This window comes from Parabacteroides sp. D25, from assembly GCF_000307475.1.
GTDB lineage: Bacteria > Bacteroidota > Bacteroidia > Bacteroidales > Tannerellaceae > Parabacteroides > Parabacteroides distasonis.
Genome location: NZ_JH976502.1, coordinates 274,648 through 291,038, shown reverse-complemented (window position 1 = coordinate 291,038; position 16,391 = coordinate 274,648). Strand labels below are relative to the sequence as shown.

At 40.7% G+C, this 16,391-nt stretch carries 15 protein-coding genes and 1 pseudogene; 3 read left to right on the top strand and 13 right to left on the bottom strand.

The window, feature by feature from the left end:
- Window positions 1-126: 126 nt before the first annotated feature.
- The 6 genes from HMPREF0999_RS08115 to HMPREF0999_RS08090 all read right to left on the bottom strand — a co-directional run bounded on the left by HMPREF0999_RS08115 (window position 127) and on the right by HMPREF0999_RS08090 (window position 3,891).
- On the bottom strand, window positions 127-639 hold the full coding sequence (locus tag HMPREF0999_RS08115; protein WP_004309325.1) for a hypothetical protein: 513 nt from the start codon (window positions 637-639) through the stop codon (window positions 127-129).
- A 117-nt stretch (window positions 640-756) separates the two neighbouring features.
- Window positions 757-1,104: a hypothetical protein gene (locus HMPREF0999_RS08110; protein ID WP_004309324.1), complete on the bottom strand. Its 348-nt coding sequence runs from the start codon at window positions 1,102-1,104 to the stop codon at window positions 757-759.
- 5 nt (window positions 1,105-1,109) lie between these two features.
- Window positions 1,110-1,862 (bottom strand): ParA family protein, encoded by a 753-nt coding sequence (locus tag HMPREF0999_RS08105; RefSeq protein ID WP_004309323.1) that lies wholly within the window; start codon window positions 1,860-1,862, stop codon window positions 1,110-1,112.
- Between the two features lie 383 nt (window positions 1,863-2,245).
- Complete coding sequence (locus HMPREF0999_RS08100; protein ID WP_005826889.1) at window positions 2,246-2,833, bottom strand: hypothetical protein; 588 nt, start codon at window positions 2,831-2,833, stop codon at window positions 2,246-2,248.
- A 19-nt stretch (window positions 2,834-2,852) separates the two neighbouring features.
- The gene (locus HMPREF0999_RS08095) at window positions 2,853-3,203 is read right to left on the bottom strand and encodes a hypothetical protein (RefSeq protein ID WP_009275648.1); all 351 of its coding nucleotides are present in this window, start codon (window positions 3,201-3,203) and stop codon (window positions 2,853-2,855) included.
- A gap of 310 nt (window positions 3,204-3,513) precedes the next feature.
- Entirely contained in the window at window positions 3,514-3,891 is a 378-nt protein-coding gene (locus HMPREF0999_RS08090; protein WP_004309321.1) for a single-stranded DNA-binding protein, read from the bottom strand.
- A 1,246-nt stretch (window positions 3,892-5,137) separates the two neighbouring features.
- Between HMPREF0999_RS08090 and HMPREF0999_RS08080 the strand changes: the two genes are divergently transcribed.
- Window positions 5,138-5,866, top strand: a complete 729-nt coding sequence (locus HMPREF0999_RS08080) for a DUF6577 family protein (RefSeq protein ID WP_008781782.1) — start codon at window positions 5,138-5,140, stop codon at window positions 5,864-5,866.
- Window positions 5,856-6,929: a nucleotidyl transferase AbiEii/AbiGii toxin family protein gene (locus HMPREF0999_RS08075; protein WP_005826901.1), complete on the top strand. Its 1,074-nt coding sequence runs from the start codon at window positions 5,856-5,858 to the stop codon at window positions 6,927-6,929. Before HMPREF0999_RS08080 ends, HMPREF0999_RS08075 begins: the two co-directional genes overlap by 11 nt.
- 1,334 nt (window positions 6,930-8,263) lie before the next feature.
- Here the strand turns inward: HMPREF0999_RS08075 and HMPREF0999_RS08070 are convergent.
- The 6 genes and pseudogenes from HMPREF0999_RS08070 to HMPREF0999_RS08045 all read right to left on the bottom strand — a co-directional run bounded on the left by HMPREF0999_RS08070 (window position 8,264) and on the right by HMPREF0999_RS08045 (window position 12,509).
- On the bottom strand, window positions 8,264-8,539 hold the full coding sequence (locus HMPREF0999_RS08070) for a hypothetical protein (RefSeq protein WP_009275647.1): 276 nt from the start codon (window positions 8,537-8,539) through the stop codon (window positions 8,264-8,266).
- An 86-nt stretch (window positions 8,540-8,625) separates the two neighbouring features.
- The gene (locus HMPREF0999_RS08065; protein WP_010183987.1) at window positions 8,626-9,567 is read right to left on the bottom strand and encodes a HipA domain-containing protein; all 942 of its coding nucleotides are present in this window, start codon (window positions 9,565-9,567) and stop codon (window positions 8,626-8,628) included.
- Window positions 9,560-9,898 carry a HipA N-terminal domain-containing protein gene (locus HMPREF0999_RS08060; RefSeq protein WP_009275644.1) on the bottom strand — a complete coding sequence of 113 codons (339 nt, stop codon included), beginning with the start codon at window positions 9,896-9,898 and terminating at the stop codon, window positions 9,560-9,562. Before HMPREF0999_RS08060 ends, HMPREF0999_RS08065 begins: the two co-directional genes overlap by 8 nt.
- The gene (locus HMPREF0999_RS08055) at window positions 9,895-10,101 is read right to left on the bottom strand and encodes a helix-turn-helix transcriptional regulator (RefSeq protein ID WP_009275643.1); all 207 of its coding nucleotides are present in this window, start codon (window positions 10,099-10,101) and stop codon (window positions 9,895-9,897) included. Before HMPREF0999_RS08055 ends, HMPREF0999_RS08060 begins: the two co-directional genes overlap by 4 nt.
- A gap of 1,570 nt (window positions 10,102-11,671) precedes the next feature.
- Window positions 11,672-11,902 (bottom strand): annotated as a pseudogene (locus HMPREF0999_RS23220) (hypothetical protein); the annotation flags it as partial.
- Window positions 11,903-11,930: 28 nt separating this feature from the next.
- On the bottom strand, window positions 11,931-12,509 hold the full coding sequence (locus HMPREF0999_RS08045) for a metallophosphoesterase (protein WP_008773628.1): 579 nt from the start codon (window positions 12,507-12,509) through the stop codon (window positions 11,931-11,933).
- Window positions 12,510-13,475: 966 nt separating this feature from the next.
- On the opposite strand from HMPREF0999_RS08045, the gene HMPREF0999_RS08035 reads away from it, so the two are divergent.
- A complete protein-coding gene (locus HMPREF0999_RS08035; protein WP_009275641.1) occupies window positions 13,476-14,084 on the top strand; it encodes a type 1 glutamine amidotransferase family protein in 609 nt (202 codons plus the stop codon).
- A 67-nt stretch (window positions 14,085-14,151) separates the two neighbouring features.
- Here the strand turns inward: HMPREF0999_RS08035 and HMPREF0999_RS08030 are convergent, their stop codons facing one another.
- Window positions 14,152-16,227, bottom strand: a complete 2,076-nt coding sequence (locus HMPREF0999_RS08030) for a BT4734/BF3469 family protein (protein WP_009275640.1) — start codon at window positions 16,225-16,227, stop codon at window positions 14,152-14,154.
- Between the last annotated feature and the right edge of the window lie 164 nt (window positions 16,228-16,391).

Sequence of the window (16,391 nt, the reverse complement as noted above, 5' to 3'; positions counted from 1 at the left end):
ATACAAGTGGACTTATATACATGTTTACATATAACCATGTATTCACGTCCATATGAATACATGTATACAAAAAGCCACCACCAAATCATAAGACTTGATGATGGCTCAAAGCTATATAAGACAATATCAATTGACGTAGGCGTAATTTACGTTGAAATAGGTGTCAGAAACCTTTGCAGTCGTAATGACCATTGACCTGTCTGAGTTCGTGAAACAGTATTCAAGTGTTGCCTCGTTCGCCGGAACAATCAGAGAATAATGTTCCTTCAAATAGTCGATAACCAGACGGCTATTAGCTATCAGCTCTGTATCTATTACCGAATACAATTCCCCATTTGAAGCATAAAAGCTATATAGGATACCCTCATTACCGTTGCCGGTTTTGTAAGTGAGTTGAATAGAACCAGCTATTGTTGCCTCCGATACAAGACCATATCGCTTCATTGAAAACTCCATATAGTTCTTGACCTCGTCTATGGTTGAACTTTCAACATGATAAGGCTCCGTCCATACTTTCAACTCCGGCTGAAGCTCTTCAACATCATCCAAAATGTTGTCTTTGCCACAAGAAGTTAATACCAATGGTACTGCCATTAGGAATACTACAATGGCAAATGAGAAGTATTTATTCATATTCATAATATTTTGATTGTTATTGACTTGAATATATCTGTGTATTCACGTGTACGTGTAAACATGTATATATTGCTACACGTACACATACCTATACGTACACATGGCTACGTGTATACACGTTTACATTACATCATTGATGCTTTTGGACTTGACTTTCCGAGCCTTGCCATGCTTCGCCTCGTATGCCTCGATGCCCTGTTTCATCACATACTCCATAAAGGCACGTATAGTGAAACCCTCCTTGTAAGCTATTGCCTGTACCTTATCTACAAGTTCCCTGGAGCAGATAAAGGAGAAATGCCGCCAGGAATTGTCCAGTTGCTCTTTACGTTCTGCCTTGACTGACCGTTTTTCCTGTTTCGGAATTGGCTTGGTCTCGGGTGTTTGTTCTACTGTTTTATTGTCAGGGCTGATAGCAGCACTGCCCAAAATATTGCCAAGCAGAATGTCCATATTGTTTTTTGCCATAGTTGTTATTGGTTACGTGAAAGAATTTCCTCCGTAAGTGCAAGATAATCCTTTGCACCGTTGGAATTTAAATCATACTCGAATATACTTTTGCCACTACCGGCTGATTCAGCCAAGGCGATATTCTCACGGATGCGGGTATTCATGGTGATACTTTCGTAACGCTCCTTTACAGCCTGTTCCACTACCTTGTTCAGTTTACGATGATTGAATCTGGCGATGAACACACCTCCCAGGCGAAGCGACGGTTTGACACGTTGCAAGGTGGTGACAAATGCGTCAAGCATCCTCATGCCTTTCAAAGGAAGCAGCTCCGGTGTCATCGGTACGATGATCTCATCAGCCGCGATAAAGGCATTGGTAGTGACAATACCAAGAGAAGGCGGACAGTCAATCAGGATATAGTCATAGTCTTTCCTGAGCGGTTCAAGCAGACGGCTGAGCAGTTGCTCTCTTGCCAACAGATTGGTCAGAGCTATTTCCGCACTTGCCATTTCAAGGGAAGAAGGGACAAGGTCAAGATTCTCCCGGATATGTTTTACAGGCAAAGGAACACCGTTTACCAATGAATCAAAAATGCTCGTCTCAATTTCATCCTCATTAGGTATGAAATACAGTGTCAGGTTTGCCTGTCCGTCAAGGTCTATAAGCAGGACTTTCTTGCCTTTCATTGCCATACAAGCCCCGATAGAGGCGGTTGAAGTTGTCTTTGATACGCCACCTTTATGGTTGGCGAAAGTGATGATTTTCTGTGCCATACTATTTGTTTTTATGTTTATATGTTTCAATGTGTTCTTGTATTCCTGTTTACACGTGTACTTGTCCACATGTATCAATGTATACAAAGGTAAATGTATGATATACAAACACCTACCAATGTCTCCTAACAGTTGAAAACAGTCAGGGAAAGTATCAGGGTCATAATAATATGACTTCATCTTTGCTCACTAATCGTTGTGCTCCGCTGATTAACCGTACAAGAAGTTGTTCGTTATACACTGCCACAATTATTCCATGGCTACAGCCCCTGCATGGGGTTATAAGTTCGCAAGATGCTCCAATCAGTTCTGCGCTGTACCTGTCCATATTATCTTGTTTTTATGCAAGGACACGAGACTTGCCTCATGTCCTTGCGGGTATGTTATTCGAATGTAAAAGGGTGGATGTAGAAATAGGTCTCTTCGCTTTCGTATTCATAGCTATTGATAAAATCCACCATTTCTTTTTCACTGCGGTCTCCCTGTCCAATACCGGTCTTTGATGTCCATTCAGCTATGGCATCCTCAATGGTGTCAAAAACATCCTCACATGCATCCTCGAAAGGTTCGCCGTATGAACTCACACAACATTCTTCGGGAAAGAAATCCCCCTCGTCATGGGTATAGAACAAATCACATCCACTTTCGCAACATCTGTATGAAATACTCAGTTCATCATTCAATATCCGGTTTATTTCAAAGAAGAGTTCGTTACAGGCATCCCATGCGGTTTCTGTCTCAAATGAAAGAAGGAAATAATCATTCTCTTCGTCTTCTTCATATTCAGCCCAATAGATATGTCCTCTAACACTGATTTGCTTTTTCTCATAGTCAATGCCGTAATGCTCGGCAAGCTTGAACAGCCTTATATCCTTACTATCCACTTCCATGTCCTGAAAGGTAGTCCACAGGTTATTTACTGCTTCACGTGTCCCAGTGACCTTATAGGTCGTTGTTGCTAAATTTGCCATATCATTGAATTTTAAAAGATTACCACTCCGTATAATAACTCTGGTCGTTGTTCTCGCATTCCTCAGCCCATTCTTCATCGGTGAAGTCACTGTGCAGACATTCATCACTGCAATAGTAGGCTACTCCCATGTCAGCACAATACCCGGCACGCATCAGTCTGCCACACTCTGAACATCTTCTGCAAGCCCTGTCTGTGTCCCACCAGAAGTCAGTGAAAGACTCGGCTATGACATCCTCACTGGTGTTCTCGTCCCACTTGTCAAGGTAGAACTCTGCAAACTTGTTCAACTCCGGCTCTATGTAGAGCATCTTTTCAGTACCGCCAACAGCCTTGGTCAGTCGGCTCAGGATTGATTGGATTGTCGTCATAATATCATCTGTTTTTTTTCTTCCCTCTCGTAGATCAACTACTTCGGGAACACATATAAATTTTGTTGCACCAAGAAGGTGTCGGGGCTGTCTCTGCAAGGTTTTGCTCCAAAATACTACCCGCAGGTGTGGAGATTTTGCGGCAAAGCGAAGCCCTGACCTTGCTGATGACAAGACCGGACAATTACCTTCGCAACGGAATTTATGCCAGTTCCCCGAAGTCGGTGTATGAGGAACGAATCTCGGCAAAGAGAAGTATAAGCATAAAAAAAGCGACCCGAAGGCCGCTCTATTGGAGAGAAGAAAGGATTTACTTGCCCTTCTTGGAGTTCTTCTCCTGAGCTGCTGGAGTTTCCTCCTTTTCAACAGCTTCATAGAACCTGGTGGCTACAAATGCCACTCTGTTGCGCTTGACACCGTCGGCATCCTGCCACTCCTCCGGCTTGAAATAGCCTTCAACCGTGAGGAGTGCTCCTTTGACAAGGCGGTCAAAGGATGTAGTATTCTCATTCTTGCGCCATGTCTCGACGTTTATGAAAGCGGAAGTGCGGGTTGTTTCCTCGCCTGATTTCTCAGTGCGGCTGATTGCCAAAGGGAAACGTGCAACGCTTGCGGTTGAGAACTGATGGATGCTTGCATCCTTACCTACAAAACCAGAAACTACGAAAGAATTTTCCATTTTCTTCATAACATTGAAATTTTAGAAGTGAAACATTTATTTTTTACGTTGCCATCAAAGTTGGCAAGGATAGCAATCAGGCAAGTAATTACCGAATTATTTCACCGTCAGGCAGGAAAAGTTTTCCGAAAAGCTGCAGCTGGAAAAGTTTTTGAAAAAATTCAGGGAATAAGGTTCTGGTACTTGCAGTATGCGGCTTGCACTAACTTCGCAACAGGAAAAAGTAAGTGTCACGGCTTCGTCCAAAATGAGATGTGAAGGGAATGGCCTGATATTCTTGTGTCTGGTCATGGTAAAGAATGCTGTTCTCATAGTCAGACTCGACAGGTTTCACAGATCCATGGCAAGCAATCCGGACATAGTGAAAGCGATAACTCCCAAACTTCACCATGAACCCGGCATAGCATAGCAAGAGAAATACGAAACTCCGCACTCTGCATAAAAAGGTCTGAACACGGAAGCTATTCAAGAGGATGGAAGCCAGAGGTGAAGCACAACAAGGCTGATGCCACTCATGTGAGTGATGAAAAGGTGCAAAATCAGCAAGGAGAAAAAGAAAGGCAATGCCTATCAGTCAAAGAGCGGACTTCTGTCCTACTCTGGCTTACTGCAAGTTTAAAGTTTAGATTTACCCATGTATATATACATGTATTTTAAACTTTGGTTACAAACCTGAACAGGTTTATAAAAAGACTGACGAACAATTCATTGCGAATAGAAATATCATATGAGAAAGAAAATGGGAACTACATTTTCTCCTTACTGAAGCACCGACAGACAATGCACAACCATGTAAATATTCTCATAAAGTAGTTAACAGCCCGGATAAAAGAATTTGATAATATAAAGTCGGCAATAAATCGGTTTTATTGCCAACTTTATATTATCCTAGCAGAACAATGGAATCATTTTACAAAGAGTAAACGTAAATGGTAAGACAATGTTTTATGGTGTGATTTCAGATTGTTGATCGAGAAATATTTACCTCTTCATATTAGGAAACAGTCAAGCAGATAGGTGTAGTTTCGTTAATAAGAGATTCTACTTAATTTCTTAGTCATTTGCGGGATACTTTTAATACTATGCTTTTACAACACAAGAAAAATACCTCATATATTACATAATATGATGAATTCATAATGGTGTTACTTAATATAGAAAAACACACTAAAGAATGATTAATTGCTCAGAACTTATATATAAAGTCGGCAATAAAGTTGGTTTGTTGCCGACTTTATATTATATTTGCACTGCAATGAGTATTGACGAGAAATATAGTATTAAACAGAGCATATTGAATTATGCTCGTACTTACGGACGGATTGAAGTGCCTCAATTAGTATCAGTATTGGGGATAAAGACCAATACCGCCCGCCAGTATCTCTGTACCTTAACCAAAGAGAACAAGATAGCCCGTACAGGAAATGGTGAATACATGCTTACAGATAAACAGGTGTTCTCATTTGCTCCAACAGAAACACTGAGAAAACTATATGTCGGATTGAAAGAGAAATTGCCATTCACCGATTTCTGCATCTACGATGGCAGCATCTTCACCACACTACAACATCACGTCTCTGTGAACCATGCTATTTATGTCGAGACCAACCGGGATGCTGTAGATTCTGTTTTTTCTCTGTTGAAGGATTCAGACATGCCCGTTTATAAGCAACCGACAGCAAAGTTCATGTACGACTACGTAAACATGCATGAACCATGCATCATTGTAAAGATATTTGTCACTGAATCTCCAGTAAATAAGGTTGATGGGATGGTTACTCCTACCATCGAAAAGCTACTCGTAGATATACAGAAAGACGAAGACTTTGATTATATGCAGGGCACGGAAATCACTTATATGTATCAGACCGCCTTTGATTTGTACACAGTCAATACTCCCAAAATGCTCCGATATGCAAAACGTAGAGGAGCATACGATAGTACTTATTCATTAATAGAACAATCACAAAAATATGATAAATAAAGAATGCTTTACAGCAAGATGGATTGAAGAAAAATCCAAGGAGCTAAACTATCCGGACAAAAATATCATTGAAAAGGTCATCCATGCCTTTTCATTGCTGGACATGTTGGCGGCTTCAGGTTGCCCATTTCATTTCAAAGGTGGAAGCAGTCTGATGCTTCTTTTAAAAGAACAAAGACACAGGCTGTCTATAGATATTGATATAATATGTCCTCCAGGTACTGAAATAGAAGAGTATCTGCAATCATACAAAGACTATGGCTTTATTGACTATAAGCCGATAGAAAGAATTCAGCGTGGAACAGACATACCAAAATCGCATTCCAAATTCTTTTATCAAGTGGCTTTCCTTGATGGCATAGACCGAAAAGAAACCATCCTGCTGGACGTTCTAAATGAAGACTGTCACTACAACGAAGTCGTGACTTTACCTGTAGAAAGCCGTTTTATAAAGACAGAAGGTGAACTGAATTATGTAAAAGTACCATCCATTGGAGATATTCTCGGAGACAAGCTTACGGCGTATGCACCCAATACAACAGGTATTCCATATATCAAAAATGGTAAGGATGCCAGCATGGAGATCATCAAACAGCTATATGATATAGCCAGACTGTTCGAGAAGACAGAGGTCCTTGAAACAACGACAAAATCGTTTGTACAAATTGCAGAAGTTGAACTCTCATACAGGCATTTGCCAAACAATCCAAAACTCATTTTCGATGATATCAGACAGACTTCGCTGTGTCTGGCAACAAGGGGAAGTGAAGGAAACGGACAATTTGATGCACTACAACGTGGTATACAAAGGATCAAATCCTTCATGTTCAATGGCGGTTATTTCATTGACGATGCGATTAGAGACGCAGCACGCGCAGCCTATATCGCCACAATGATAGAGACGGGCAACACAATAATAGAAAAATACGACGGTAATCCTGCCACCATAGGCTCCCTGGATATAGCACCCACACTTCCTTCGCGACTGAATAAGCTGAAAAGGACTTCTCCTGAAGCCTATTACTATTGGGCAAAGACCAGCCATCTATTACAACAGTTGTAACTATAAACAGAAATACAATTTCAGCAAGGAGAAAAAGACCAATATAGCCCTCCATCAACCAGAACAGCATTCTGACTGATGGAGGGCTTTCTACAAGTTTAAAGTTTAGATTTACCCATGTATATATACATGTATCTTAAACTAAACTTACTTGACTGATTCAGCCATACAACAGGATAAGCCATTGAGTTTACAAGTTTAATAGAACTCATATATGTATATATGAATTGATAAACTTATTTATAAACTTCATCCCTAAGCAGAAAGTAAGTTCTTTATTCCTTTGCTAAAAAATCATGTAGCATAAATTTCTACCATATGCAGGATCAACATAACGTACATCTTTCTGAGAATCTGAAAACCTGTATATATGTGAATACCTTTTTCTCCTTGCTGAAATAATTGGCGACTAAATAAACACAGATGAGATATTGAGAAATATTTTCGATACATATTATGCGAAATAATTGATAATTACCTAATTTTGCAAAATATAGATGCATATTAGAGATAAATTCATTCGCATCTGTGTTATTAAATATTAAACTCTAATAAAATCACATCTAAATCAGGAAAGTGATGAAAAAATTGAAACTTATAAGAAAATCAGAACCGTTCATATTTCCAAATGGATAGAAACGTAAAATTTAATGGCTCAAATATGATTCAATTAGCTGTATCAAATTGAGCATCAGACTGTTTATATAACTGTGTGGGTAAATAGCTGAATGATGAAGACTCAACCAGCAATTACGCATTCAGATTGCTGGTATATAATGCAAAACACTGATAATCAATTATATAAATCATTTTCACAAGTAAGTGGAAGTAATGGCTCAAATACGAGCCAAATAGCCATTAATTATCTGACAATCAACCATATAACAAATGTGTATTGGTAAGTAACTTGTGAAAACAAAAGAAAGCAACATTTATATAGTACATAATAAACTGATTTACAACTACTTAAACTCCTATTTCCAACAATAAAATCATGGCTCAAATACCATTCCAATACAACCCAACTAACTGACATACAGATTACTAACATCTTTGCATCGGAAAATGATGGCTTGTAAGCAGCCATAAACAACCATAGCCAATTAGAAGAAAGCCGCTAAAAACCAGTGGCTTTTCTTTTTATGCTATTGTTAGCCAATTATTACGAACGGATTGAAAAGCTTATTGATAGCATATCGAATTGTGGATGGGGATTTTATGATACATTGCAAGATATTTATTCTGAATATCGGTAGTGGTTCTTAATCCTACATGAAAAGCAAGGAACTGAACCTGTGCACATAATGCACAGATTTAGTTCCTATCCCTTTAAACTACTCCATTGATTCCCGAATAATACGCAAAGTTTCTTTCTTATACTCCTTGCGGTCATATTCAAATCCTCTGCACATCCAGCAACCACACGGAGTTCCTGTAGTTTTGTAGACTTGCGCCCATTTGTCTTTTTCCAACTCAAACCAATGAGGATGTTCATAATAGCTTCCATCCTCACGAATGATGCAATGACCATAAGCGGGATACAGAATCATACGAGCCTTAAACACACGAGCCATTTGTTGGCGTCTCCACAATTTGTTTCTTTTGTCCATCGTCTCTTTCTATTAAAGTTAGGATGAACAATGATGTTATTTGGATGAGATTTAATATATCCATAGCATTGTGTATTTTTACCGTTTTATAGCCTCTGCGAAAGCCTCGCAAGCCGTTCCTTCAACAAATTGCCATATTTTTTCTTTAATTCAGCACTTAGGAAAGAGTTTTGAATGACAGTCTCAAACTTGGGCAATAGTTTAATATACTTATTTATCAGTCGTTCTACAATCACATTCTCTATACCCAGCGTGGCTGCCGACCTAATAAAATCCTCTCTTTGAAGCTTTTTCTTCCGACCATTCAAGGTTAATGCCAACTCTTCATCATCATTGGGATTGATGATAGTAGCATTTAGCAAATCGTAAGCAGGAGTCAAACGTATCATATCCGCCACCTCATACAAAGAGAAGTTTTTCAAGTGCATATCGTTATTCCCTGTCAACCAAGAAAAAAGCACCAACTCTAAGAAATTAGTAACATCCATTTTAGGTAAAGACGAGTATTTCAAAACAGCCTTACCGATACGTTCATAACTACTTTTGTATTTATGCTCTGTTTGCCTTTCTGTCAGTTGGCACATATCTTCCATCGCAATCTTCTCTCCGGTAGAAGTTCTGTCAATCCGGCGGGTAAGATAGCATAGCGTATCATCTGCCATCCGCATCAGCGTATGAGGAACTACCTCAATACGTGCCACCTCTGCAAGGTGCATGGTTAAATCCTCGGCCTCAGGCATCATTTCATATTGCGAGGTCTGTGGCTTACAAATATAACCGCCCCATAGCCCGACAATAGTCAATCGTTTGCTGCCCTCATGTTCCTTCAAATGCAAGGATAATTTCGGTTGAACACCGGTCAAAGAGGTTTGGTCTTGAATGATTTGCAGAGCAAGCTGATCAAGTTGTTCTGTCGTATAATCAAGAACAGGCAGTGTTGCTGTTCCGAAGAACTTCTTTATGCAAGCTGTGTGCATATCCTTTTCCCCTTTTAAGAGCGGACGATAACAATATAAGCAATTACACATGGCTTCCCTCCTTTTCTTCCAAAGGAATAACGCTTACGGCTCCGATACAATCCTTGCAGCATGTCAGCAAGAGCGACATCCGGTCAAGAATACTGATGTCTGTACTCCGCAATGCAACATCCAACAGCCATCCTTCAGGAATCAAACCGTCGAAAAATGGAAACAGCACAGGACTTGTATATGCTTTGTCTTGCAAAGGCAATGTCATGCTAACCGCCTTTGCCTTTTCATGAGAGATATATTCCGGTAAATAGCGGAACTCATACCCGGCATCGTTTTCTGTCAGAATACCAGCCAATTGGTCTTTGTAAAATATATGGGCTTGTCTCATTGATTATTATTTTTTTGTGTGGCAACCATTTCATAATTGAAAAAGTCAAGGAGCTGATTCACTTTGTCAAGGCGCAACGTTTCCTTTCCTTGTTCGAGGTCTCGCACAAAGCGCAACCCAACACCCGACTTCAACGAGAGTTCCTCTTGCGTCAGCTTATATTGCTTTCGCAACATTTTGACCGTAGTTGAAAGATTATTCATGGCATCATACTTTATACCTTTTCGGGTACAAAGATAGCACAAATATTCGATATTATATCAGCATGGGTATAATTTATTATTTCGACAGCACAATTATATTAGACAGGGTATAATTTAAGAAAGCTTGAGTCGTTTATATTAAGGCCAAGACAAGTACAACGCATATGTTTTTACACTTTCCCAAACGAATATCACCCATTTCCCTACACTTTTTTAAGCGAATCAAATGTAAATTCTACAAAAGTTTTCTGGTTCTATGACCAATTTTCTACTATCCAACACCTTTTGGAAAATAAAAACTATACCACAAACCACAGAAATCCAAAGAAAACCACTACCTCTGTATTCAACAACGTTCTGTAACATACCTGCGGAAATACCTTATCACTCAATACCTTGTATCTGACAAAGGACATTCCACAAAAGGGCTGAAAAAAGACGGTACAACACGTATATGCAAAACAGTGAAATACAACGGTCTGCATTTGTCCCCACGTTCTGTGTATTTGTCAAAACAAAGGTTGTACCGATTAAATTGAATTGTCACTGATAATCAGTGATGTAAACATGCTCATCGACAATTATCATTTCATTAAGCTGTTTGGATCTCTTATTTGCGAATACATACAAATATTATAATAATGATATACAGCTAAATATAAACAAAATATCTATAGCTGAAGTTACTACAAATGATATTCCGTTTAGAATGTTAGAAAAATATCCTCGTTAATTATTTCAGCAACTCTAGAAGTTATTATCAACGAACTCCAAGTTTATTGAAATTATCCTCGATATGCTAATAGAATCTTACACCATTACTCTATAACTTATTATTTCGTTATTGAATACGATTCTTGATCTCCACCTAATGAAACTGATGGAAGATATCTCATCCAATCCATCATATTAGAAAGATTTCTTATTCTTTCATCTATCGTAGGGAATTCTATTGCATCGAACAATGCCTGTTAGTTAGAATTTGATTAAGTCATATTTGAAATATCAGAATTATGCAAATTATCGGCACTATTTCGAATCAGTGCCGATAATTTGCATGTTACTGACTAACCAAACGGATTGCCAGATGTGCGTTAACACATGAAATATGACATTAGTCTACCTTCATAGTCTCTAATGGAGGCACAGAACGTCCGTTCACGGAATCTTCCAAAGCTTTTATGGAAGTTTCCCTGTCTTTCGACTCAATCCTGAATCGCGGCTCTATCCTGTTAAAATCCTTCCGTGCTATCTTTCCTGTCCGTTGCTGATATGGAAGATTGCCGGCTACATATTCATTGAAGCCATCAGCATCGGCAATAACGGCATCCACCAGTCTGCGCAGATAGGCAAAAATACGGGTAATAGTTTCCCTGCGCCATTCATCGTTATAGTATTCATTATTATCCGAAACATACGAAGAATAATTTGAAACAACGAAACGGGTATATTTCCGGTCTGTAAACCGGATTGCCCTTCCCTCCATGTATATGGAAGAAGCGACATGAAACCAGCGTGTTTCCATCGGGTTGAATGAATGCCAATCCCGAAAAAAATCTTCTTTATTTTCATACTTTCCCGAATCAAACCCATTCATAAGATGCTCGTTCTGGAAAACATATCCCATCTGATTGGATAATACTTTGGTTCCACCAATCTCTGCATCAATATTCGTATGTGAATGACCGTATATCCAGGCATCAATCCGGTTGTTGCTTATCAAGTCTCCATAGTTACTCGCAAAGGCACTGTTCAGCACCGAATCTTTATGACAAGGCGCAAATACCTGAAAAGTGGGCATAGGTGCAGATCACTCATGTATCGTATTCTCATTTCTTTGATAGTTCAACCTGTTTCTCTATGATAGCCTTTACCCGTGCGAATGAAACCGGAGTGAAGTCGTTATTGTCAACTCCCACATCATATTGTGTAGAAAAAAGCATTTGAAGGCGAGGCTTATCTTTTCCAGTGTTATTCCTGCTTGTATGCACATGGCCGAAAAGCTGCCAGGTATCATCGTATGAGCCGCTATAGCAAAGGAACGGGCAATGATTCAGATAAATCTTCTGTTTATCCACCTCGATGTACATCTGCATCGTGATCAGTTCGAAATATTTTGTATAATTCTGCCTCAAGTTCTTCATGTCATGATTACCGGCTATGAGATAGATTTTCCCATTCAACCTTTTGAGTATCTTTGTCCATTCAGCAGAGCCACCAAGACAGAAGTCGCCAAGATGAAATACGATATTATCCGGACCGACCACACGGTTCCAGTTGGCAATAAGTGTTTCATTCATGTGTTCTACATCCTTGAATGGCCTGCTACAGAACCTGATGATATTGGTATGATTGAAGTGGGTATCAGATGTAAAGAATACCCCGCTTCCGTTGAATTTGTAATCCATAATCTTCTTTTTTTATGCACATCACTGCGCTGGTTAATAAAACTGAAGTTTTCAATGCCCATGGACGGAAATGACGGAGTAGAGCGCATAATGCGAACGTCACCAATGGGCAAAAACAAAGCCGTTGAAAAATTTAGTAAGGACTTTTCAACGGCTTCAATTTATCTTTTTAATAGGAATACCTGCACCTAATGTACTCCTACCTGTCTATAAAACGTTCGCTGGAAAGTGTTTTTGAATTTACCGAATGACTCAATGCCTAAAGTATGAACATACGACATACTCTCAAAGCATACTGTGCTTCGACATAATGTGTTTACTAATATGTTCACTCTATTCTGCAGCATTGTAATTTGCTAATTGCTTTTATTCAATTGTGAGTGCAAAAATACTGAATTTTATTGAGAACCAATTAACTATTCGCTAACTTTTTTGAATGACCTGTCTAGTTGCTGTATTCTTTCGAACTTTTCTAAGCAAAGCTCCAAACATTCATCACTTCACGAAGCCTGCAAGGGGGTTCCTTACCTACACGAATATATAATCAGTATTCTATATTTGTTATTTCGATGAAAACCTGCCAATCCGTTCTCTTAACAGCAACATTTTGACCGTGGCTGATAGATGCACTTCGTATACCATTTCGGATACAAAATTACGATAAATATTGGCAATTATATCAGATGGGGTATATTATCATAATAAACAAAGATTGAAATAAAGCAATTCCAATAAAAGCACTACCTTTGTAAACAACAAGCATTCTGTAACATCCATGCAAAAAAGTAACTGCAACAACTGCCCCCTAAGGAAAAAATACGATAAAAGTCCTCAGTCATTAATGGGACGCTTTTGGCGTTGGCACATAAACTTCTGCCCAGGTTGGAAAGGATATTTCAAATCTCTTTCGCCTGACGAGCAAAACGAGATTAGAAAGAAGTATAACTTCGATAAATACAATAAATAATGAAAAAAGAAATTCTATTCGTCTTGTTAAAAGACTTTGCCGATTGGGAAGGGGCTTATATCGCTCCCAACCTCAATTTAGGTGTTGAGCCCGGAAGTGAAAGCAAATATATAGTTAAAACCGTATCTATCAGGAAAGAGCCGGTTGTATCGATCGGAGGGTTCAAGGTGCTGCCCGACTATGAGATCCATGACATTCCGGCCGATTATGCAGGGATCGTATTAATAGGTGGCATGAGCTGGTTCACCCCGGAAGCCGAAGCCATTGTTCCTCTGGTAAAAGAGGCCATCGAGAAGAAGAGGCTGGTGGCCGGTATTTGTAACGCCTCCGTTTTTCTTGGTATACACGGTTTCTTGAACCATGTAAATCATACCAGCAACGGATTGGATTACCTCAAACAATTTGCGGGGGTTAATTATACAGGTGAAAATCTTTATATGGATGAACCGGCTGTCAGAGCCGGAAACATTATTACCGCCAACGGATTTGCAACTCTGGAGTTCTGTCGTGAAATACTCTATGCGCTGGAGGCAGACTCTTCCCAAAAGATAGAGAGAAGCTATCGAATGAACAAAACAGGTGTTTGGGAAGATCCAGAAGTGGGATAAATCACTTATCTAATGGTGGTAGATAATAAAACATCTACCACCAACAACTTACATCTACCACCATTTACTACTTTTCAACCACTAAATACAACCGTCCCCTACTCGCCAACTGTGTCATTAGCCCTATCTTTTTCAAGAAGCGACCAAAGACGGAGACATTGCTCATCGGAAGTTTTACGCCGCTCTTTTTTTGCAGCGATAGGTAGATCTCTCCGGCAGAGATCTTCAAACCTTCCTCCTTGTGCGAAGCGGGACGATAATATTGAAAAAACAGATCCTCGAACAAAGGACGTTGTTGAAACGCCTCGTTCGCTTGCATCTGCGAGACCTCTTCCTCATGCGTCAGCCAATAACGCTCGTTATTATTCAAGGCGGCAACCGCTTGCGCATAGAGCTGGAGATAATCGATAGGCTGGGCATTGTCTATCATCCCTTTCACCTCGATACAAATGAAACGGCGGCTGCCGGAAGGATCGCCCAGCAAATCCGTATGGTTGCTCGTAGCGATAAAGGAAGCGTAACGTTTCACCGATTCCACCTGCGTAGCATGAGGCTTGCGCACATTTACGACCGGCTTCTGCAACAGATGCTTCAAGAAGCCTTGATGCCTCGCGCTCACTTGGTCGAACTCATCAATATTAATCAATCCGAAACGAGTAAGATACAGCTCGGCATCCCGCTTCTTGCTGAAATCGATGCTGTCCGTGTAATACTTATTCAAGTCCGGTGGCAACAGGTTGAAGCAGAACGTGGACTTCCCGCATCCCTGCCCGCCCACCAAGAGCGGGGAAAGGCTGTTGCCATGCTGTTTGTCACGCCCCTGCCAGTGCGCTACCATCGACAGGAACCAAGTGTAAAACAACTGTTCCCACCGTACGTTGTCGCAAGGGATGCGTGCGGCCAGCGGACGGATGCGATCCTTGCCATCCCACACGGGCAAGCGGGTCAAATAGTCCTCGATAGGCGCATAGTCCGGGATGCGATCTGAAAAGACAAAACGCCGTACATCCCTGTCCCATAGCTGCAATCCTTCTTTCTGGGCATTCAAGGCGATACTGTTCAGCACACGATCCGTCACGGGGCGATAGTCAAAACAGAAGGTGTTTTTCTCCCGATATTCCGGTCCGCCAGACATCAGATTGTACCGGAAATCGTAACGGCGGTTCATAAACTCCTCCATTTTCAAGCTCTGTAGTTGCTCCGGCTTGTAAAGGGACGTACAACCAAAGTCCGAATCGGAGGCTAACCGATACGACTGCCTCAAGGTCTCCCGGATCTCCACTTCCGAGATCAGATTCCCCAAATAAAGCATCGTCCACTTCACACAATCCTCCTCTTCTACCCCAGCCGCGAAACAAAGTCTTCCAAGAGTGACCAACAAAGGTTTGAAATCCACCTTTATGCTCAAACTTCCATGTTCCTCCAAAGCCCGCTGCAAAGCGAATTCATATTGGATGGCAACGTAACGGTATTGGTCATAAAGCGTCTGCCCGGCACTCTCTACCAGTACCGGTACCCGTTTTTCGAACCGTTCCTGGTAGGCGCTTTCGTCGGGCATAGCCACAGGCTGCTCCAGATGAATGGAAAGGGCGTCCGGATTGTAATACACATCGGCATCATAACTGAGGCGGCAGCCCATCTCCAGCACCGGACGTTTCAGCTCGATGGGATAAGAAAGGCGAGGCTCATACGTCTTGAGCGCATGTCGGTAAGCGTGCGCATGAAAAACCTCGGCATCCGTACGCGAACGGGGAAGCGACCCGTCGGGATAGGTATAAGCCACCACGAACTTCACGCTCCGTCCGCTAGAGCCGATCATAGCGAACAGTGTCTGCGGATATTCCACTATTTTTTGTTTCAAGGACAAAGCCTCTTCTATGCTCTTCAATCGATTGATCTCCAGCAAAATCCAGCCATTATACTCCTTCAACTCGCCTTTTCGAAAAGTTCCGGCAAAGAGCAACAGAGGTAATTTCCGGGTAAACGGATACCGTTTGTCGGGATAAGCCCGCCTTAATTTCTCTCGAAAGAGCGCAAGCTTATCCCTCGTCCGCTCATCCTTTACCCATGCCACGATCTCCTCCATACGCATCGCCCGTTGTGCGACGGTATGTCGATAGGCTGTTTGCTTGGTTATTTTCATGTCTAATATATTATTTAAGAAGTTGAATAACTTATGCTTACAGTTTTTCCTATAGAAAAACTAAAGTTTTATTAGGGGAAAACTTTTGTTTCTTCCTAAAGAAACTTTTGTTTCCTCTAGGAGAAACTTTTGTTTTCCCTAAGAGAAACTCTTTGTTCTCCTAA